The organism is Micromonospora sp. NPDC005174 (genome assembly GCF_040608495.1).
Classification (GTDB): Bacteria; Actinomycetota; Actinomycetes; order Mycobacteriales; family Micromonosporaceae; genus Micromonospora.
In genome coordinates, this window is record NZ_JBEXIJ010000024.1 from 1 (window position 1) to 15,752 (window position 15,752).

Here is a 15,752-nt window from a genome sequence, read left to right on the forward strand (position 1 = left end):
CGGAGCTGGTGGCCCGGGTCCGCTCGGTGCTGCGGCGGGCGAGCGCGCCGACGCCGTCGCGCACCATCACGATCGGCGACCTGGAGATCGACCCGCCTGCTCGCTCAGCTATGCAGCGACCACTGCTGGTTCTGTTGCCCGTTGCAGGCCCAGAGGATGAGTTTCGTGCCGTTGGCGGTGCCGGCGCCGTTGGCGTCCAGGCAGAGCCCGGACTGGACGCCGCTGATGGTGCCGTTGGCGTTGACGTTCCACTGCTGGTTCGTGCCGCCGTGGCAGTCCCAGATGATCACCTGAGTGCCGTTGGCGGTGCCCTGACCGTTGGCGTCGAGGCACTTGTTGCCGTACACCTGGATCTGCTTTCCGGCCGTGTAGGTCCAGCGTTGCGCGGTGCTGTTGCTGATGCAGTCCCACAGTTGCACCTGGGTGCCGTTGGTGCTGGTGCCGTTCGGCACGTCGACACAGCGACCGGACTGGGCGCCGACGATCTGGGCGTTCTGCTGCGGGTTGCCGCCGCTGGCGGGGGTGTAGGCGGCAGCGGCGATGTTGGCCTGTACGGCGTCCTCGGTGGCCGCAGTCGGGTAGCCGGAGGTCAGCACGCCCTCGAAGAAGGTGCCGCGGCCGGTGATGCTGTTGTCACCACCGATGCCGAGGAGGATGGCCCCCTCCTTCTTCATGGGGTTGTAGCCGTTGGGACGACGGCCGTCGAAGTAGGTGGTCAGGCCACCCGACTGCGCGTTCCCGCCCCGGATCGCCCAGTGGTTCGGCTCGCCCTTGACCATCGCCGTCACGAAGCGGTGGTTGATGGACGCGATGTTGTTGTAACCCGCGTTCACCCCCGAGAACAGGCCCCACTCCAGGTCCGCCATGATCCAGGGGCCCGCACCGGCTCCGTAACCCCACTGCTTGTTGGCGCCGAAGTAGACCGTCTCCATGATGGCGCGTTCGTCGGCCAGGACGTTGGTCTGCGCGTTGCCGTAGTCGAAGCAGCACCACTGGTTGTAGTGCGTGCCGTCCACGACGGCGTAGATGCCCTCGGGCTGGTCGCCGGTCGCGACGCCGTTGGTGTTGTTGTTGCGGTAGCCGGTGCCCGGGGCGATGTAGACGCCGTACGCCTTCTGGCCGCCGATGGTGACCGGTGCCGCCTTCGCGTCGGCGAGGTTGTCGTACCCGCCGGCCGCGGGGCCGCTGAAGCCACCCGGAGGTGCCTGGGTGAGGCGGTTGTTGCGACCGGACTGGTCGTAGATGATCGTGATGACGCAGCTCGTGTTGGCGCAGAACGTGTCCTGGGTGGCCGCGTTGGCGACGCCGCCGGCGCTGACCACGCCGACGTCGCGCGTGGTGTTGTCCGACGATCGGCGGACCTGGTAGAGCGCGCCGTTGTACGCGCCGTAGAGGGCCCGGGTGGTGCTGTGCGCGGCGACGCACGGTGTGCCGCCGGAGGCGTAGATGTCGCACGGTCCGGTGCCGGCGGCGCGGGCGACGCCGGGTGTCTCCGAGACCACGTAGACGCCGGCGCCGGCGACGAGGACCAGCAGGGTCCCCGCTGCGGCCAGCAGGCGGTGCAGCCTTCTCTTCACGTCCATGGATTCCCCTTGCGTGCGGCGGTGGTGGTGGGGGTGATGTCACGCGTGATAGCGCTAACATTAATCGCCATCCATGGAAGCGCGCTACCTTCCGGCGGCCCCTGCGCCGTAGCAGACACGAGCTTGATCAGGGCGTTGTCCACAGTGCCGTCGACTGTCCACAGGACGGGGTCGCGGTGCCCCGTCGTGGCGCCCGACGTCCTAGCGTCGCGGCGTGGCAGAGGACGAGGAGACAGCGGTACGTCAGCGTCTGCGCCGGCTGACGGCCGCGACGGGTGGCGGGTCGCCGACTCCGTCGGGCAGTGGTGCGTCGACGGCGGAGGCACCCACCGGTCCCGGCGGTGGTGCGCCACGACTGCCCGGCCCGGGGGCGTTCGATCCGGGACGGCGCGGTGTGCGGGCGTTGGCTGCCGTGGCCCTCGTGGTGGTGCTGGCCGCCGCCGGTTGGGCCTGGCGGTCCCGGCCGCACGCGGAACCGGTCACCCCGCCGGTCGGCGAGGCCACCCCCGCCGTCGCCGAGGTGCAGGGCAGCGCGTCGGCGTCCGGCGAGCTGGTGGTCGCGGTCGCGGGCAAGGTACGCCGACCCGGGCTGGTGCGCGTACCGGCGGGGGCCCGGCTGGCCGACGCCCTGTCCGAGGCCGGCGGCCCGCTCCCCGGCGTGGACGTGACACTGCTCAACCCCGCCCGGAAGGTCACCGACGGCGAGTTGATCGTCGTCGGGGTGACGCCACCGCCGACACCGGGCGCCGCGGCCGGTCCCGCAGCCGGCGGGGCGCCCGGCGGGGTGGTGAACCTCAACACCGCGACGCTGGCCCAGCTCGACGCGCTGCCGGGGGTGGGGCCGGTGCTCGCCCAGCGCATCCTCGCCTACCGGGATCAGCACGGCGGGTTCCGGACCGTGGGCGACCTGCGTCAGGTCGAGGGGATCGGCGACGCGCGCTACGAACAGCTCAAGGACCTGGTGACGGTATGAACGCCCCACCTGTCGTCGGCGACGCGCCGCCACCGGATCTCCGGCTCGCCGGGTTGGCCGTGGCCGCCTGGCTCACCGCGCTCGCCGGCCTGCACCTCGGCACCCGTCCACTGCTGCTGGTGGCCGGCGGGGCGGCCGTGTCGACAGCGCTGAGCACCCTGCACCTGCTCGGCCGGCTCGGTCGGCCCGGGGCTCTCGCCCACCGTTACGGCTGGGTCGCCGTCGCGGTCGGCCTCGGCGTGCTCTGCGGCGCGGCGACGACCGCCGCCCGGCTGGTCGTCCGGGACGCGCCGCCGGTCCGTGCCCTCGCCGAAAAGCGCGCCCCGGTCACCGCCGATCTCGTCGTCCGTGACGACCCACGCCCGATCCGCTCCGCCGGGCGTCCCGGCATGCTGCTGGTGTCGAGTGAGCTGATCCGGCTGACCGGTCCGGACGGCCGGCGGCTCCGGGCGTCGGTACGGGTACTGGTGCTCGCCACCGACCCGGCCTGGCGAGGACTGCTGCCGGGGCAGCGGCTGACCACCGAGGGGCGACTCGGTGTTCCGCGTGGCGGTGACCTCACCGCGGCGGTGCTCGCCACCACCGGTCCACCCGAGCGGCACGGTACGCCGTCGTGGGCGCAGCGCGCCGCCGGCACGTTACGCGCGGGTCTGCAACGGGCCTGCGCGCCGCTGCCCGACGACCCTGGTGGCCTACTGCCGGGGCTGGTGGTGGGGGACGTCAGCCGCCTGCCGTCCGCCGTCGAGGAGGACTTTCGGGCGACCGGCATGACGCACCTCAACGCCGTCTCGGGCAGCAACGTCGCGATCGTCGTGGGCGCCGTGCTGCTGCTGGCCCGCTGGGCGCGCGCCGGGCCCTGGGTCGCCGGGGTGCTCTGCGGGGTGGCGTTGGTGGGCTTCGTCATCCTGGTTCGCCCGTCACCGAGCGTCGTACGGGCCGCCACGATGGGGGCGATCGGGCTCGTCGCGCTGGCCGCCGGTCGACCCCGGGCCGCGCTGCCCGCGCTGGCCGCCGCCGTCACGGTGCTGGTGCTCGTCGACCCCGAGTTGGCCGGCGACGCCGGGTTCGCGCTGTCCGTACTGGCCACCGGGGGCCTGCTGCTGCTCGCTCCGCGCTGGCGGGACGGGCTGCGCCACCGGGGCGTCCCGGCCGGGTTGGCCGAGGCGCTGGCGGTGCCGGCGGCGGCCCAGGTGGCGTGCGGGCCGATCGTCGCCGGGATCTCCGGCACCGTCAGTCTGGTCGCGGTACCGGCCAACCTGCTGGCGGTGCCGGCCATCGCCCCGGCGACGGTGCTGGGCGTCACGGCCGCCGTGCTGTCGCCGGTCTGGCCGGCCGGCGCCGGGTTCGTCGCGTGGCTGGCGAGCTGGCCGGCATGGTGGCTGGTCGTCATCGCCCGCCACGGCGCCCGCCTCCCGGCCGGCACCCTGCCCTGGCCGGGTGGTGCGGCCGGTGCCCTGCTGCTGGCCGGGCTGACGGTGGCACTGCTGGTGGCCGCCCGTCGACCGCTGGTGCGCCGGCTGGTGGCGGTCGTCGCCGTCGCCGTCCTGCTCGGTGCCCTCGGAGTCCGCCTGATCGCCGGGGGTTGGCCACCGCCGGGTTGGGTGGTGGTGGCCTGCTCCGTGGGGCAGGGCGACGCCCTGGTGCTGCCCGTCGCACCCGGCCGGGCGGTGCTGGTCGACGCCGGGCCGGACCCGGGGGCGGTGGACGGGTGCCTGCGGCGGCTCGGCATTCGGGAGGTGTCGCTGCTGGTGATCAGCCACTTCCACCTCGACCACGTGGGCGGGTTGGCCGGGGTGTTCCGGGGCCGGCGAGTGGTGGCCGTGCTGACCCCACCCTCGACGGAACCGGCGAGCGGTCGGGCGGCGGTCCGCGCGGCGGCGATCGGCGGCCGGGCCACGATGCGGGACACCACCGCCGGGACACGGCACCGGGTCGGCGATGTCGAGTTGCTGGTGCTCGGTCCGCCGTACCCGCTGGCCGGCACCCGATCGGACCCGAACAACAACTCGCTGGTGCTGCGTGCCACGGTCGCCGGTGTCTCGGTCCTGCTGCCCGGCGACGCCGAGACCGAGGAGCAGCACGCGGTGCTGGTCCGGAGCCCGTCGGCACAGCTGCGGGCGGACGTGTTGAAGGTCGCGCACCACGGCTCGGCATACCAGGACGAGGGCTTCCTCGCCGCCGTACGGCCGGCCGTCGCGCTGGTGCCGGTCGGCACGGGCAACTCGTACGGGCATCCGAACCGCGCGCTTCTCGCCCGACTGAGCAGTCATGGTGCCCGGGTCCTGCGGACCGACATCGACGGCGATGTGGCGGCGATCCGGACCACCGATGGCTTGGCGGTGGCCCGCCGAGGGGTGCCGCCGGGACGACCACTGTGAGAGGAACCGCAGGTCAGGGGCGTCGGCGCGGTGGAAATTGCGCGCGCCCAGGCGAAATCCCGACCGGCTTGCGGATTAGATGGTGAACCGAGGTAAATGTCTGGATTTGCGCTTAGTGCGGGCTGCACCGACCGGGCGGCGAATGAGCAGACCCGTACTTGCCGTAGGCCGTGCGAATATGGGCGACGTGACCCCCGCCAACCTCGCCCCCATTGTGCTCGTCGTCGGCGACGAGGAGCTGCTCGCCACGCGCGCCGTCTCCGAAGCTGTCGAACGGGCCCGCGGCACCGACCCCGACGTGGACGTCCGCGAGTACCAGGCGAGCGCGCTCACCGTCGGCGAAATCGCCGAGATGCTCAGCCCGTCGCTGTTCGGCGGTCGGCGGCTGCTCATCCTGCGCTCGGGCCAGGACGCCCGCAAGGACCTGGTCGCCGCACTGCTGGCGTACGCCAAGAACCCCGACCCGGAGGTCCAGCTCCTGGTGCTGCACCTGGGCGGCGCGAAGGGCAAGGCGTTCGCCGACGGGCTGCGATCGGCGGGCGCCACGGTGGTCCCGGCGGCCAAACTCAAGGGGCACCGCGAGCGGGTCGCCTTCGTCCGTGACGAGATCCGCCGGGCCGGCGGCAGGTGCGCCGACGACGCCGCCGACGCGCTGATCGCGGCGGTCGGCAACGACCTGCGCGAGCTGGCCGCCGCCTGCTCGCAGCTCATGGCCGACACCGACGGGCGGATCAACGCCGAGACGGTGGCCCGTTACTACCGGGGTCGGGTCGAGGTGACCGGCTTCACCGTGGCGGACGCCACGATGGTCGGCGACGTACCGGCCGCCCTGGAGGCGCTGCGCTGGGCCCTGCACGTCGGAGTCGACCCGGTGCCCATCGCCGACGCCCTGGCCGACGGGGTGCGCACGGTGGCCCGGGTGGCGTCGGCCGGGCGGGGCAGCCCGTACCAGCTCGCCAGCAGCCTCGGGATGCCGGCGTGGAAGATCGAGCGGGCGCAGCGGCAGGGGCGCGGCTGGAGCCCGGAAGGGCTGGTCCGGGCCATGCAGGTCGCCGCGGAGTGCAACGCGGCCGTCAAGGGGGGCTCGGACGACCGGGCGTACGCCCTGGAACGGGCCGTCTTCTCGGTGGTGGCCGCCCGGCAGGGCAGCAGCCGGTGACGGGGCCGAACCGTACCGGTTGGGCCACCCTGCCCGTCGACGAGGAGCGGTACCGGCCGCTCTACGCTCGGCTGCTCGGCCTGCGGTTCGTCAACCCCGGTGGGGTGCTCTGCTTCCTGTTCTTCGAGGGCGCCATCGCCCTGGCCGTGCTGCTCGCCCTGGCGGAGTTGGTCACCTGGTGGGCGGTGCTGGTGCTGCCCGTCGTCGTGGCGGCGATGGTCAAGCTCAACGACATGGTGGCCGCGGTGGTGGTCCGATCCGCCGCGCTCGTGCCCGAGCAGGAGCGGGACCGCTTCCGCCGGCAGATGGAGCCGGTGGTCGGCCGGGCCCGGGTCGAGTGGATGTCCAACGCGGTGACGGCGGTGGCGATCCCCGCCGACCGGGTGTGTCCCACCCGTCGCAGGGACGTACGGGACTGACGACCGCCGGGGCGGCGAGCACGTCGGCGGCACCTGGACACACGGCGGCACCTGGACACCCGGCGGCACCTGGACACACGGCGGCACCTGGACACACGGAAGCCCCGGACCGAGGTCCGGGGCTTTCCGAATCAGTCTGACGGCAAAGCGTCAGGCGGAGAGCGCCACCACGCGCTTCGCGATCGCGGACTTGCGGTTCGCGGCCTGGTTGGAGTGGATCACGCCCTTGCTGACGGCCTTGTCCAGCTTGCGCGAGGCCTCCTGCATCAGCGCGGTGGCCTTCTCGACGTCACCGGCCTCGGCAGCCTCGTTGAACTTCCGGACGGCGGTCTTCAGCGACGACTTGACCGACTTGTTACGCAGCCGGGCCTTCTCGTTCTGCCGGTTGCGCTTGATCTGGGACTTGATGTTCGCCACGCGACAGCCTCGTCTTGATAGCTCGGGTTGGTCAGCTTGTGCGCGGGATGACGACATGCGTCACCACTGCGCGAAGAGCCAGGTTACCAGGTCGCCCGGGACGAGCCAAAACGGCTCCGCCCGAAGAGGGTCCGTCCCCGCTCGCGGGTGCCGCCGAACGGTCGACGGCTTGATCCACTCGGCTTCCGGGAAACCGCAGTATCCGAGAATGGCTGACAGCCCGACTTCAAGGAAACCGAGCCGATCCCGGGCCGCGCGGGCCGCCGGGGCCCCGCGGGGCCGCTGTCACCGCCAGCCCTGCCGGCGGGCGAGCCAGTCGAGTGCCTGCTCGCCGCTCCACCGCTGGTGCGCCGACCGGTGCGGCGAGTCCGTCGCCGACGCCGCGTCCGCCCCGGTGAGGTAGTAGCCGGCCAACGCGGCCAGGGTGGCGTCCAGCGCGTCCGGCGCAGCGCCGGTGGTCACCGGGTGCGCGGCGAAGATCCGGTCGGTGTCCAGGCCGCTGGCGTAGGCGGTGAGCAGCAGGGTCGCCAGGTCGAACCAGGCCGGCCCGGTGCAGGCCCAGGTCCAGTCGCAGAGCCAGGCCCGGCCGCCCGGACCGACGAGCACGTTGTCCACCCGTAGGTCACCGTGGATCAGGCCGGTCGCACCGTCCGCGTACCCGGGGAGGCGGGACTCCAGCGCCACCAGCTCGGGCAGTCGACCCCGGGCGGCGGCGGGCAGCGCCGGAGGCGGCTCCCGGCCCGCGGCGACCTCCTCCCACCAGAGGATGTCCGAGCGGGCCAGCTCGGCCAGGTGGGGCAGGCCGAGCGCGGTCAGCCCGGCCGGCGGGTCGGCGAGCGCGGCGGCCACCTCGGCGTACGCCGCGAGCGTGGCGTCCAGCTCGGCACGCGCCCAGGGCAGGCGTGGGGTGTGCCCGTCGACCGCGTCGGTGCAGAGCGCGAACCAGCCGGCCTCGTCCAGCGTCCACCGCAGGCGGGGCGCCGGCAGGTCCGCCGGCAGCCGGTCGAGGATCGCGGCCTCCCGGGCGTACCCCGGTGTGAGGTGCGCGACGGTGGGTGACGCCTTGACGAAGGCCCGACCACCGTCTGCGGTGTGCAGCACGGCGGCGAAGCCCCGGGTGAAGCCCGCGGTGGCGACGCGGACGGTGACCACCGGCGCGCCGAGCCGGTCGGCGATGGCGACCCGCAGCGCCGCCGGCAGCGCCGGCCACGACGGGCGCGGCGCACCCGAGTGGCGTGGCACGGGGGGCAGCGGCGGCGAGGACACCCCACCATGCTGCCCCGGGGTACGTGCGCGGCGCGCGGCGACACTGCCAGACTGCCAAGCCATGAGGACCGAGGACTTCTGGCATCTGATCGACCAGGCCCGCGCCGGGGGCGGCGGTGAACCCGGGCCGGTCGCCGCGCGGGCCGTGGCGCTGCTCGCCGAGCGCGATCCGGCGGACATCGTCGGGTACGCCCAGCACCAGACGCGGGTGCTGGCGGCCTCGCACAAGGCCGACCTGTGGGGTGCGGCCTACCTCATCAACGGTGGCGCCTCGGCCGACGGCTTCGAACACTTCCGGGGCTGGCTGATGACCCAGGGGCGTGCCGTCTTCGCCCGCGCGGTCGCCGAACCGGACTCGCTGGCGGAACTGCCCCAGGTGCGGGCGGCCTCGCTCAGCGGGGAGGAGTTCTCCGCCGAGCAGATGCTGGCGGTGCCGTGGGACGCCTACCGCAAGGCCACCGCGTCGGAGCTGCCGGAGTCCCGGGAGCCGGTCCGGACGCCGGACCTCAACGACTTCTGGGACTTCGACGACGAGGAGGAGGCCCGCCGCCGGCTGCCCCGACTGGCCGCGCTCTTCGTGGAGCCGCCCATGGAGTGAGGAGTTCTCGGGACCGATCCGTCGCCCACGCAGTGGGCGTACCCCGGCGGCGTGGGAACATGGAGGGGGTCGGCGGCGCGCCGGCCTGTTCACGTCAGCCGACCAGAACGGACCGCTGTGCCACCGAAGCTCGATCCCGGCGCGAACGCCCCTGGTGCCACCGACCCCGGTCGCATCCGGAACTTCGGCATCATCGCCCACATCGACCACGGGAAGTCGACCCTGGCCGACCGGATGTTGCAGCTCACCGGTGTGGTCGACCCACGGCAGATGCGCGCGCAGTACCTGGACCGGATGGACATCGAGCGCGAGCGCGGCATCACCATCAAGAGCCAGGCCGTCCGGATGCCGTGGACCATCCGCGACGGCGAGCGGGCCGGTGAGCACGCGGTGCTCAACATGATCGACACTCCGGGGCACGTCGACTTCACCTACGAGGTGTCCCGGTCGTTGGCGGCCTGCGAGGGTGCCGTGCTGCTGGTCGACGCCGCGCAGGGTATCGAGGCGCAGACCCTGGCCAACCTCTACCTGGCCCTCGAGAACGACCTGCGCATCATCCCGGTGCTCAACAAGATCGACCTGCCGGCCGCGCAGCCGGAGAAGTACGCCGAGGAACTGGCCCACCTCATCGGTGGGGACCCCGCCGACTGCATCCGGGTCTCCGGCAAGACCGGCGAGGGCGTTCCGTACCTGCTCGACGAGATCGTCCGGCAGTTCATCCCACCGGTCGGTGACGCCGTGGCGCCCGCCCGGGCGATGATCTTCGACTCGGTGTACGACGTCTACCGCGGCGTCGTCACGTACGTCCGGGTCATCGACGGCCGGATCAGCGCCCGCGACCGGATCAAGATGATGTCCACCGGCGCGGTGCACGAGCTGCTGGAGATCGGCGTCATCTCACCCGAGATGGTCAAGGCCGAGGCGCTGGGCGTCGGCGAGGTCGGCTACCTGATCACCGGTGTGAAGGACGTCCGGCAGTCCCGGGTCGGTGACACGGTCACCATCAACAGTCGGCCGGCGGCCAAGGCGCTGGGTGGCTACAAGGACCCGAAGCCGATGGTCTACTCCGGCCTCTACCCGATCGACGGCTCCGACTACCCGAACCTGCGTGAGGCTCTGGACAAGCTCAAGCTCAACGACGCCGCCCTGGACTACGAGCCGGAGACCTCCGGCGCGCTCGGCTTCGGTTTCCGCTGCGGCTTCCTCGGCCTGCTCCACCTGGAGATCATCCGGGAGCGGCTGGAACGCGAGTACAACCTCGACCTGATCTCCACCGCGCCGAACGTCGTCTACCGGGCGATCACGGACGACGGCGAGGAGATCGTCGTGACCAACCCGAGCGAGTACCCGACCGGCAAGATCGCCGAGGTGTACGAGCCGGTGGTCCGAGCCACCGTGCTGACGCCCAACGACTACGTGGGCGCGGTCATGGAGCTCTGCCAGGGCCGGCGGGGCACCCTGCTCGGCATGGACTACCTCTCCGCCGACCGGGTGGAACTGCGCTACACGCTGCCGCTCGCGGAGATCATCTACGACTTCTTCGACCAGTTGAAGAGCCGTACCAAGGGCTACGCCTCGCTGGACTACGAGCCCACCACCGAGCAGGCGTCCGACCTGGTGAAGGTGGACATCCTGCTGCACGGCGAGCCCGTGGACGCGTTCAGTGCCATCGTGCACAAGGACAAGGCGTACAACTACGGCGTCACCATCGCCGCCAAGCTGCGTACGCTCATCCCGCGCCAGCAGTTCGAGGTGCCGATCCAGGCGGCCATCGGCAGCCGGGTCATCGCCCGGGAGACCATCCGCGCGATCCGTAAGGACGTCCTTGCCAAGTGCTACGGCGGTGACATCAGCCGAAAGCGCAAGCTGCTGGAGAAGCAGAAGGAAGGCAAGAAGCGGATGAAGATGGTCGGCCGCGTCGAGGTGCCCCAGGAGGCCTTCATCGCCGCCCTGTCCTCCGACTCCGGCGACACCAAGGCCCCCAAGAAGTAACCCCCAACCCCCGACCCAACCCCCGGCCCTCCTCCGGACCGGCCCGGCCACCCGTGTTGATCAAGAGCTTCGCGTCATCCGAAGCCCGGATGCTGACGCGAACCTCTTGATCACCGGGGTCGGGCCGGGTGGGACCGGGGGTGGGCCCGGTGGAACCGGGGGTGGGCGGGAAAATTTTGGTTGGCTCTCCTCGGGTTGTCGCCCTGGGCAACATGTTGTCTGACCTGTACGGACGTGTCTCCACGCCAATCGACGCAGCCGCTCGACATCGATGCCGACGACTTCTTGTGCGGGTGAGTCGGTTTGGATTTTTGGTGGGTCGGGAACTTAGTGGTCACGACAGGAAGCACACATTGTGTGTCAGACATTCTTAGAAGGAGCGCGACCGTGGAGCTCACCGTGTGGGGCATCATCACCGCCATCGTTGTTGGTCTCATCGTCGGGGCGCTCGGCCGCCTGGTCGTTCCGGGTCGGCAGAACATGCCGATCTGGCTGCACCTGCTGATCGGTGTCGGCGCGGCTCTGCTGGGTACGGTGTTGGCGCGGGCGATGGGTATCGCGACCGAGACCGCTGGTATCGACTGGACCGAGCTGCTGGTGCAGGTCGTGGTGGCCGCGATCGCGGTCGCGCTGGTGGCCGGTGTCGGTGGCCGCCGCCGCGTCACCCGGTAACACCGCACACCCGTAGTACCGCAACGCTTTCGAGGGGCGCCCGGCCATCAGGCTGGGCGCCCCTCGGCGCTGTGGTCCGGATCGACAGGGCGCCGTCGTCGGAGGCGTCGTCGACGTACCGGACGGTCACCGGTACCTCATTCGGCGAACCGCGATGCCCGCCCCGGCCAGTGTCCGGCAGCCGTCCCGCGTCCCGCGCCTGCGCCCCACGTTCCCGCGCCAACATCGTGCTCGATCCTGGTTGTAGTGGTCACCGTGATGCCCGATGCCACTACTTCCTGGATGGAGCACGACTTCGGGTGCGATCCGAGACGGGCGCGGAACGCGAGCGCGCGAGGCGGTCCGACCAGCACACGCGGCGCCCCAACCCGCGCCGATCTTGCACTTTCTGCTGCGACATGCCGGGCATTCCACTCCTATCGACAACCGAGAGTGCAAGATCGCCGGGGCTCGGGGCTCGGGGCTCGGGGCTCGGGGCTCGGGGCTCGGGGGGTCGGGGCGTGGGGTCCGTGCCCTTGTTTGCCAAGTCGTGATCGTCTGGGGCGTGAAGTCGGTTTGGATTTTTGGTGGGTCGGGAACTTAGTGGTCACGACAGGAAGCACACATTGTGTGTCAGACATTCTTAGAAGGAGCGCGACCGTGGAGCTCACCGTGTGGGGCATCATCACCGCCATCGTTGTTGGTCTCATCGTCGGGGCGCTCGGCCGCCTGGTCGTTCCGGGTCGGCAGAACATGCCGATCTGGCTGCACCTGCTGATCGGTGTCGGCGCGGCTCTGCTGGGTACGGTGTTGGCGCGGGCGATGGGTATCGCGACCGAGACCGCTGGTATCGACTGGACCGAGCTGCTGGTGCAGGTCGTGGTGGCCGCGATCGCGGTCGCGCTGGTGGCCGGTGTCGGTGGCCGCCGCCGCGTCACCCGATGACGAGCAGCGTCACCCGGTAACAACCTGGCATCACCGCACCACTCGAAAGAGCGCCCGGCCGAATGGCTGGGCGCTCTTTCGTGATGTCATGCCCGGGTTCGGCCCTGTTCCCTGGGCACCCGCGTCCACGGGCTGCGGTACGGTCGCCACGCTTCGGCCTGCTGCCCACTGTCGTAAAGGATTTCTTCGTACTAAGGTGCGGCGGAGAAGGTTAGTTCCAGGCGACGCGAGGGGAGAAGTGGCGTGAACAGGTGGAAGCGGCTGGCCCCGGTCACTGCCGTGGTGGCCTCGGTCGCCATGGTGATGGGCGGCTGTGGGGGCTCCGGCGAGGAATCGACCGACGACAGCAAGCTCACGGTCTGGATGATGGGTGAGGGTGGCGACGCCCAGAACGCCTTCCTCGACAGCGTGGAGACCGAGTTCCGGCAGAAGCACCCCGACACCGATGTGGTGGTGCAGTACATCCCCTGGCTGGAAGCGCCCAAGAAGTTCCAGGCCGCGCTCGCCGGCGGTGCGGGCCCGGACATCACCGAGCTGGGCAACACCGAGACCCAGGGCTGGGCCGCGCAGGAGGCGCTCGCCGACGTGAGTGGTCGGATGGGTGGCTGGGCGGACGGCAAGGACCTGCTGCCCGACCTGGTGCGCAACGCGCAGCTCGGCGGCAAGCAGTACGGCGTTCCCTGGTACGCCGGCGTGCGGGCCATCTACTACCGCACCGACTGGTTCGCCGAGGCGGGCGTGCAGCCGCCGAAGACGTGGGAAGAGCTGGTCACCGTCGCCAAGGCCGTGCAGGCCAAGAAGAAGGGCACCTACGGCATCGCGCTGCCGGGCAACTCCGAACTGCCCTTCTACTCCTTCCTCTGGGGCGCTGGCGCCGAGATCGCCACCAACCAGGGTGGCACGTGGAAGTCCGGCTACACGACGCCGGAGGCGCAGCGGGCCGTCAAGTACTGGACCGACCTGGTAACCGTGCACAAGGTCGCCCCGCCGGCCGCCGCCGGCTGGAACGAGATCGACGCGCGGACGCAGTTCGCCACCGGCAAGGCCGCGATGGCGTTCGCCGGTAGCTGGCAGCAGGGCGCCATCAAGAAGGACAACCCCGAGATCGAGAAGGTCTGGGGTACGTTCCCGATCCCCGGCCCGGACGGCAAGGCCGCACCCGGTTTCGCCGGCGGTTCGGACGTGGCGATCTGGAAGGACAGCGAGCGTCAGGACCTGGCCTGGGACTACCTGACCGTGCTGCTCAACAAGAAGAACGCGCAGAGCTTCGCGAGCAGCCTCGGTTTCTTCCCTGTCTACAAGGACCTGGTCGCCAGCGACACGTACGCCAACGACAAGGTGATGGCGGCCTTCGCCACCACCATGCAGAACACCAAGCTCACGCCGCTCACCCCGAAGTGGGTGGAGGTCAGCCGGACGAAGACGGTGACCCAGGCGATGAACAGCTCGGTCATGAAGGGTCAGAAGACGGTCGAGAAGGCTACCGCCGACGCGGCCGGTGAGATGGAAGGCATTTTGAACAGCAAGTGAGCTCACAGACCAAAAACCCGGAGACGTCCGCCGCGCGGGAGAACCCCGCGCGGCGGCGTCGCCGGGTCGACCGCCTGCCCTACCTGCTGCTCCTGCCCGCACTCGTCATCATCGGGGTGCTGCTGCTCTGGCCGCTCGGCCAGGTGGTGGCGATGTCCTTCTACCGGCTGAACAGCGTCCGGCAGTTGCGGGGCGACCGGGAGTGGCCGTGGGTGGGGCTCGGCAACTACACCGACATCCTCTCCGACCCGTTCTTCCTGACGGTGCTGCGCAACACGGTCCTGTTCGCCGCGGCGAACGTGTTGCTCACGATGGTGCTGGGCACCCTGGTGGGGTTGCTGCTCAACCGGCTCGGTCGCAAGATGGCGACCTTCGTGGCCAGTTGCGTGATGCTCGCCTGGGCGACCCCGGCGCTGACCGGCACGATCGTCTGGAAGTGGATTTTCGACGACACGAGCGGCCTGGTCACCTGGCTGTTCAACGCGTTGCCGGACGGGTTCTCGAACGCTCTGTTCGGCCGTAGCGACTGGACCGGCTACGGCTGGTTCAACTCGCCGCTGCTGTTCTTCGCCATCCTCACCCTGGTGGTCGTGTGGCACTCGTTCCCGTTCATCGCGGTGAGCGTGCTCGCCGGCCTCAAGAGCGTGCCGAGTGAGCTGCACGAGGCGGCCCGGGTGGACGGCGCGAGCCCGTGGCGGGTCTTCTGGAAGATCACCTTCCCGCTGCTGCGCCCGGTCTTCGGGATCCTGATCGTGCTCTCCACCATCTGGGACTTCAAGGTGTTCACCCAGCAGTTCGTCCTGGCCGGCGGCACCCAGGACCGCCCGACGTTCATGCTCTCCATCTACTCGTACGCCGAGGCCTTCTCGCCGCCGCCGAAGTACGGACTCGGCGCGGCCATCGCGGTGATCCTCACGCTGATCCTGCTCGTGGTCACCGGCTTCTACGTACGGATGGTGCTCAGGCAGGAGGACGAGTCGTGAAGAAGGTCGCCCTCAACGCCGCCGGGTTGCTGGTCGCGCTCTTCGCGGCGTTCCCGGTCTACTGGATGATCGCGACGTCGCTGAAGCCGAGCAGCGAGATCTTCTCGTCCACGCCGCAGCCGGTGCCGACGCATCCGACGCTGGCGCACTACCGGGAGATCCTCACCGGCAACCTGATCCCCGGGGTGACCTTCCTCGACTTCTTCCTCAACAGCGCGATCGTCGCGGTGTCCACGGTGGTGCTCAGCGGTCTGGTCGCCCTGCTCGCCGCGACGGCGGTGGCCCGGTTCCGGTTCAAGCTGCGGACCAGCTTCCTGATCATGCTGCTGATCGTGCAGATGATCCCGCTGGAGGCGCTGGTCATCCCGCTGTTCCTGATGATCCAGCGGCTCGGGCTCTACAACACCCTGCCCAGCCTGATCCTCACGTACCTCGGTTTCTCGCTGCCGTTCGCGGTGTGGATGCTGCGCGGATTCGTCGCCGCCGTGCCCAAGGAGCTGGAGGAGGCGGCGGCCATCGACGGCGCGAGCCGCGCCCAGACGTTCCGACGGGTGCTGTTCCCGCTCGTCGCGCCCGGCCTGGTCGCGACAAGCATCTTCTCCTTCATCACCGCGTGGAACGAGCTGATCTTCGCGTTGACGTTCATCAACGACCAGGGGCGCTACACCCTGCCGGTAGCCATGACCTTCTTCTTCGGCCGGGACGACACCAACTGGGGGCCGGTCATGGCCGCCTCCACGCTGTTCACCCTGCCGGTCATCATCTTCTTCCTGCTGGTACAGCGGAAGATGGTCTCCGGTCTGGTCGCTGGCGCGGTCAAGGGCTGAGCGCGCGGCGGGGGACCGGTCAGGGCCCGCG

At 70.7% G+C, this 15,752-nt stretch carries 14 protein-coding genes; 11 read left to right on the top strand and 3 right to left on the bottom strand.

Annotated elements, in window-relative coordinates; genetic code table 11:
* Positions 1-104: 104 nt before the first annotated feature.
* Entirely contained in the window at positions 105-1,583 is a 1,479-nt protein-coding gene (locus tag ABZU91_RS23245) for an arabinofuranosidase catalytic domain-containing protein (protein WP_355244076.1), read from the bottom strand.
* 214 nt (positions 1,584-1,797) lie between these two features.
* On the opposite strand from ABZU91_RS23245, the gene ABZU91_RS23250 reads away from it, so the two are divergent.
* The 4 genes from ABZU91_RS23250 to ABZU91_RS23265 all read left to right on the top strand — a co-directional run bounded on the left by ABZU91_RS23250 (position 1,798) and on the right by ABZU91_RS23265 (position 6,512).
* Positions 1,798-2,556, top strand: a complete 759-nt coding sequence (locus ABZU91_RS23250) for a helix-hairpin-helix domain-containing protein (protein ID WP_355244079.1) — start codon at positions 1,798-1,800, stop codon at positions 2,554-2,556.
* Positions 2,553-4,934, top strand: coding sequence for a ComEC/Rec2 family competence protein (locus ABZU91_RS23255; protein WP_355244082.1), 2,382 nt, complete (start codon positions 2,553-2,555; stop codon positions 4,932-4,934). The genes ABZU91_RS23250 and ABZU91_RS23255 overlap by 4 nt, the downstream gene beginning before the upstream one ends.
* Before the next feature lie 178 nt (positions 4,935-5,112).
* Positions 5,113-6,093: a DNA polymerase III subunit delta gene (holA, locus tag ABZU91_RS23260; RefSeq protein WP_355244085.1), complete on the top strand. Its 981-nt coding sequence runs from the start codon at positions 5,113-5,115 to the stop codon at positions 6,091-6,093.
* Positions 6,090-6,512 carry a hypothetical protein gene (locus ABZU91_RS23265; protein WP_355244088.1) on the top strand — a complete coding sequence of 141 codons (423 nt, stop codon included), beginning with the start codon at positions 6,090-6,092 and terminating at the stop codon, positions 6,510-6,512. The genes holA and ABZU91_RS23265 overlap by 4 nt, the downstream gene beginning before the upstream one ends.
* A gap of 150 nt (positions 6,513-6,662) precedes the next feature.
* On the opposite strand, the gene rpsT is transcribed toward ABZU91_RS23265, so the two are convergent.
* Positions 6,663-6,929, bottom strand: coding sequence for a 30S ribosomal protein S20 (rpsT, locus tag ABZU91_RS23270; RefSeq protein ID WP_053656074.1), 267 nt, complete (start codon positions 6,927-6,929; stop codon positions 6,663-6,665).
* Between the two features lie 285 nt (positions 6,930-7,214).
* Entirely contained in the window at positions 7,215-8,195 is a 981-nt protein-coding gene (locus tag ABZU91_RS23275; protein WP_355244091.1) for a phosphotransferase, read from the bottom strand.
* Between the two features lie 61 nt (positions 8,196-8,256).
* On the opposite strand from ABZU91_RS23275, the gene ABZU91_RS23280 reads away from it, so the two are divergent.
* The 7 genes from ABZU91_RS23280 to ABZU91_RS23310 all read left to right on the top strand — a co-directional run bounded on the left by ABZU91_RS23280 (position 8,257) and on the right by ABZU91_RS23310 (position 15,721).
* On the top strand, positions 8,257-8,793 hold the full coding sequence (locus ABZU91_RS23280) for a DUF4240 domain-containing protein (RefSeq protein ID WP_355244093.1): 537 nt from the start codon (positions 8,257-8,259) through the stop codon (positions 8,791-8,793).
* A 117-nt stretch (positions 8,794-8,910) separates the two neighbouring features.
* Positions 8,911-10,785 carry a translation elongation factor 4 gene (gene lepA, locus ABZU91_RS23285; protein ID WP_355244096.1) on the top strand — a complete coding sequence of 625 codons (1,875 nt, stop codon included), beginning with the start codon at positions 8,911-8,913 and terminating at the stop codon, positions 10,783-10,785.
* Between the two features lie 387 nt (positions 10,786-11,172).
* The gene (locus ABZU91_RS23290; protein WP_053656080.1) at positions 11,173-11,457 is read left to right on the top strand and encodes a transglycosylase; all 285 of its coding nucleotides are present in this window, start codon (positions 11,173-11,175) and stop codon (positions 11,455-11,457) included.
* A 639-nt stretch (positions 11,458-12,096) separates the two neighbouring features.
* Positions 12,097-12,381, top strand: coding sequence for a transglycosylase (locus ABZU91_RS23295; protein WP_053656080.1), 285 nt, complete (start codon positions 12,097-12,099; stop codon positions 12,379-12,381).
* A 243-nt stretch (positions 12,382-12,624) separates the two neighbouring features.
* Positions 12,625-13,911: a sugar ABC transporter substrate-binding protein gene (locus ABZU91_RS23300; RefSeq protein WP_355244099.1), complete on the top strand. Its 1,287-nt coding sequence runs from the start codon at positions 12,625-12,627 to the stop codon at positions 13,909-13,911.
* On the top strand, positions 13,908-14,894 hold the full coding sequence (locus ABZU91_RS23305) for a sugar ABC transporter permease (protein ID WP_355244102.1): 987 nt from the start codon (positions 13,908-13,910) through the stop codon (positions 14,892-14,894). Before ABZU91_RS23300 ends, ABZU91_RS23305 begins: the two co-directional genes overlap by 4 nt.
* Positions 14,891-15,721, top strand: a complete 831-nt coding sequence (locus ABZU91_RS23310) for a carbohydrate ABC transporter permease (RefSeq protein WP_355244105.1) — start codon at positions 14,891-14,893, stop codon at positions 15,719-15,721. The genes ABZU91_RS23305 and ABZU91_RS23310 overlap by 4 nt, the downstream gene beginning before the upstream one ends.
* The last annotated feature ends 31 nt before the right edge of the window (positions 15,722-15,752 follow it).

What these genes read in the sequence shown, in the direction of transcription:
- ABZU91_RS23255 (WP_355244082.1), top strand. Translation starts at nt 2,553, where the DNA reads ATGAACGCCCCACCTGTCGTCGGCGACGCGCCGCCACCGGATCTCCGG.
- ABZU91_RS23280 (WP_355244093.1), top strand. Translation starts at nt 8,257, where the DNA reads ATGAGGACCGAGGACTTCTGGCATCTGATCGACCAGGCCCGCGCCGGG.
- holA (WP_355244085.1), top strand. Translation starts at nt 5,113, where the DNA reads ATGGGCGACGTGACCCCCGCCAACCTCGCCCCCATTGTGCTCGTCGTC.
- ABZU91_RS23245 (WP_355244076.1), bottom strand. Translation starts at nt 1,583, where the DNA reads ATGGACGTGAAGAGAAGGCTGCACCGCCTGCTGGCCGCAGCGGGGACC.